This window comes from Mesorhizobium sp. M7A.F.Ca.CA.002.04.1.1 (assembly GCF_004022805.1).
GTDB classification, from domain to species: domain Bacteria; phylum Pseudomonadota; class Alphaproteobacteria; order Rhizobiales; family Rhizobiaceae; genus Mesorhizobium; species Mesorhizobium ciceri.
Map to the genome: position 1 here is coordinate 1 of NZ_RZPL01000566.1, position 3,896 is coordinate 3,896.

A 3,896-nucleotide genomic window follows, 5' to 3' on the forward strand; every position below is an offset into this window, starting at 1 on the left:
GACGGCGAGGGCGTGGCCCGCATCACGCTGTCCTGGGAAGGTCGCGACGGCAAGCCGATCGAACGCAAGTCGCGGTTTGAAGACGTCGTCGAAGGCAGCCGCTTCTCGATGCGTGTCATCGAGGATACGGCACTCGACGCTTCGTTCTGGAAGGATTTTCGCGAAACCGCCGAACTCGTTTCGGAAGGCAACAGCACGCGGGTGACGCTCAGCCAGACCGATCGCTATCGTGGCGTTGCCTTCCTGGTGTTCCGCTATTTCGCCCTGCGCCGCGAACTCTCCAAGCTGCAGCGCTGGGCGCGGACCGGAAAGTATCGCAAGGGCGGCTGGTTCGAGCATCCGCTCAGCCAGGTCGGCTTTGCCGGGCTTTCGGCGCTGATCCTGTGGCCATTCTTCGGCCTTCACTTCGGCGGTCTGGCACTGGCCGCGATCCTCACATCGGTGGTCGCCCTGCATGAGCTTGGCCATATGGCAGCGTTCCGGCTGATGGGCCACAACCGTGCACGGATGATCTTCATTCCGCTGCTCGGCGGCATTGCCATTGGCGGGCGGCCCTATGACAGCCGTTTCGAAGTGGCTTTCGTGGCATTGATGGGCGCCGGCTTTTCGGCCTTCCTGGTGCCGATCGCCATCGCCGCAAGCACCTTTGCCGGCGCGGAAGGTCACCGGCTGGCGGCGGCCCTGCTGGCGACCCTGGCGGGCTTCGCCGCACTGTTCAACATCGCCAATCTGGTGCCGGTGTGGAAGTTCGACGGCGGCCAGGTGCTGCGCCAGATCTGTCCGGGACCGGTCGCGCTGGCGCTGGCTTCCTTCTTCCTGCTCTCGGCTTTCCTGGCCGTGGGTTGGCAGGCCGGCTTTTCCGCCACCTTCCTGCTCGCGACGGGAGCGGTGTTTTCGCTCCTCAGCCTGCTGACGATGAGCAGTGGGGTGAAGCCGCGTCACGAGCTGAAGCCGATCCGTACCATCGACCGGCTGGCCATGGCGGCGGCGTTGCTGGCGGTGTTCGCCATCCATGGCTATGGCGTGTTGTGGGCCTCTGCCCAACTGATTTGAGCCGTACCGGATCCGGAAGATCAGCCGGCTTTGCGCTCGGCTTCGACAGGCAACGCCGTGGCGGGACCGAACACATCCTCGAAGGCGGATTTCAACGCCAAGTCAAGATCGGCCATGGTCAGGGGAAGGCCTAGGTCGACGAGGCTGGTGACGCCGTGGTCCTGCACGCCGCAAGGCACGATGCCGCTGAAATGGTCGAGATCGGGCTCGACATTGATGGCGATGCCGTGAAAACTCACCCAGCGCCGCAGCCGGATGCCTATGGCCGCGATCTTGTCCTCCGCCGGCGAGCCGTCCGGCAGAGCAGGGCGATCCGGCCGCACGACCCAGACGCCGACCCGGTCCTCGCGGCGCTCGCCCCGCACATTGAAAGCGGCAAGCGTGCCGATGATCCACTGTTCGAGCGCCGCGACGAAGGCGCGGACATCCTCGCGCCGCCGCTTCAGGTCGAGCATGACGTAAGCGACCCGCTGGCCCGGCCCATGATAGGTGTATTCGCCGCCGCGTCCTGCCGCGAAAACCGGGAAACGGCTGGCGTCGATCAGATCCTCGCCACGGGCGCTGGTGCCGGCCGTGTAGAGCGGCGGGTGTTCGACCAACCAGACCATTTCGCCGGCAGCGCCGCTGCGGATCGCCTCGGCGCGCGCCTCCATGAAGGCAAGTGCCTCGGGATAGGCGGTAAGGCCGGGCTCGATCAGCCATTCGACCGGTGCCGAGCCGGGAAGCGGCAGGAACGATGTGGCGATCTGGCTGCGTTCGGTCATGGCGTATCGTCTTTTCGTTTGTCCATGGCGCGCCCAAAAACGCCTCGCACCTTTGGGCGACATCAACTTGCCTTCCATATGGCGATATCAGGCGCAAACGTCCAGTTCCGGCGCTGCGTTCGGGCCCTGTGGAGCATTATGCCAATCGCCTGACATTATTGCTTGCCGTGCACTTGTTTCACCGGAAACGATTTGCTACACGCCGCGAGCCGGTCGGTTCCGGCTCTACCACGTGCGGTCGTGGCGGAATTGGTAGACGCGCAGCGTTGAGGTCGCTGTGGGGCAACCCGTGGAAGTTCGAGTCTTCTCGACCGCACCATTCTCTTCCCAGAATCCGATTTGTGCCGGTCTCGCCCGCTGCGGGCCGGACGCATTTCGTTGATATTCCCGCACTTTACGCCACTTTCTTTTTGAGCGTCGGATTCTCCCAAAACCGGTTTCCCCCTTGGGTCCGATGCTCTAGACCTGATTTGCACCTTTTCCGGGATTCTTGTGGCGGGAGGCGCTGGTGGAAGGCGAGCACGAACGGACGACCGGCGCCGGGGCCGCCGAGGACAACCACGCCGACATCTATGGCGAGGACGGCGCCGTGCTTTCGTCCTTCCTGGCGCGGATCGGCGCGGCGATCGCCGACCGCGACACGCTGACCCTCAAGCATGAAGTCGACGACCTGCACCAGTCGGAGCTCGGCGATCTGCTCGAGGCGCTGCATCCCGAACAGCGCCGCGCGCTGGTCGAACTCCTGGGCGCCGATTTCGACTTTTCCTCGCTGACGGAGGTCGACGAGGCGATCCGTATGGAGATCGTCGACAATCTGCCCAATGCGCAGATCGCGCAGGCGGTGCAGGAGCTCGATTCCGACGACGCCGTCTACATTCTCGAGGATCTCGACCAGGAAGACCAGGACGAGATCCTGTCGCAACTGCCGTTCACCGAGCGGATCAGGCTGCGCCGCTCGCTCGATTATCCCGAAGAGACGGCCGGCCGCCGCATGCAGACCGAGTTCGTCGCGGTTCCGCCGTTCTGGACGATCGGCCAGACCATCGACTACATGCGCGAGGACAACAATCTTCCCGAGCGCTTCAGCCAGATCTTCGTCATCGATCCGAGCTTCAAGCTGCTCGGCGCCATCGACCTCGACCAGATCCTGCGCACCAAGCGTTCGGTCAAGGTCGAGGAGGTGATGCACGAGACGCGGCACGCCATTCCGGCCACCATGGACCAGGAAGAGGCGGCGCGGGAATTCGAGCAGTACGATCTTTTGTCGGCCGCGGTCGTCGACGAGAACGAACGGCTGGTTGGCGTTCTGACCATTGACGATGTCGTCGACGTCATCCAGCAGGAGGCCGAGGAAGATCTGATGCGCATGGGCGGCGTCGGCGACGAAGAGCTTTCCGACAGCATCTTTTCGACCTCGCGCTCACGCGTTCCGTGGCTGCTGATCAACCTTCTGACCGCGTTCCTGGCGGCGTCGGTGATCAGCCTGTTCGACCGCACGATCGAACACATCGTGGCACTGGCGGTGCTGATGCCGATCGTCGCGGGCATGGGCGGCAATGCCGGCTCGCAAACCATGACCGTCACCGTGCGGGCGTTGGCGACCAGGGATCTCGACATCTACAATGCCGGCCGCATCATTCGCCGCGAGATGGGTGTCGGCTTCATCAACGGCATCGTCTTCGCCATCCTGATCGGCATCGTCGCGGCAGCCTGGTTCCGTGATCCCAATCTGGGCGGGATCATCGCGGCGGCGATGATCATCAACATGTTCGTGGCCGCCCTGGCCGGCATCCTGATCCCGCTGCTGCTCGATCGTTTCAAGGTCGATCCGGCGGTCGCTTCGGCGGTCTTCGTCACCACGGTTACCGACGTCGTCGGTTTCTTTGCATTTCTCGGCATTGCCACGTGGTGGTTCGGCGTGCCCTGAAGGCACGCCTTTTGGCTCAATTGACTTTTACGTAAATGCCGTGCGAGGCTCGCGCGGGGCGCCATGTCGATTCCGGCATGGCATGGGTTTTGGTTCGGGACAGAAGGGTGACGCCGCCATGGCGATCGCCCCGGTGTTTCGGCGTGTGGGAG

Annotated in this window: 3 protein-coding genes and 1 tRNA gene; 3 read left to right on the forward strand and 1 reads right to left on the reverse strand. The window is 63.8% G+C overall.

Going from position 1 to position 3,896, the window contains the following annotated elements:
• A partial coding sequence (locus tag ENZ75_RS24320; RefSeq protein ID WP_164887970.1) for a site-2 protease family protein occupies window positions 1–1,053 on the forward strand: 1,053 nt, incomplete at its 5' end.
• A 20-nt stretch (window positions 1,054–1,073) separates the two neighbouring features.
• Here the strand turns inward: ENZ75_RS24320 and lipB are convergent.
• Window positions 1,074–1,817, reverse strand: a complete 744-nt coding sequence (lipB, locus tag ENZ75_RS24325) for a lipoyl(octanoyl) transferase LipB (RefSeq protein ID WP_027160542.1) — start codon at window positions 1,815–1,817, stop codon at window positions 1,074–1,076.
• A gap of 234 nt (window positions 1,818–2,051) precedes the next feature.
• On the opposite strand from lipB, the gene ENZ75_RS24330 reads away from it, so the two are divergent.
• Together ENZ75_RS24330 and mgtE are read left to right on the forward strand one after the other, a co-directional pair.
• Window positions 2,052–2,136, forward strand: a tRNA-Leu gene (locus ENZ75_RS24330).
• A gap of 189 nt (window positions 2,137–2,325) precedes the next feature.
• Window positions 2,326–3,744 (forward strand): magnesium transporter, encoded by a 1,419-nt coding sequence (gene mgtE, locus ENZ75_RS24335; RefSeq protein ID WP_013531112.1) that lies wholly within the window; start codon window positions 2,326–2,328, stop codon window positions 3,742–3,744.
• The last annotated feature ends 152 nt before the right edge of the window (window positions 3,745–3,896 follow it).

Excerpts from the sequence above, each read along its gene's own strand:
- lipB (WP_027160542.1), bottom strand. The coding sequence starts at position 1,817 with ATGACCGAACGCAGCCAGATCGCCACATCGTTCCTGCCGCTTCCCGGC.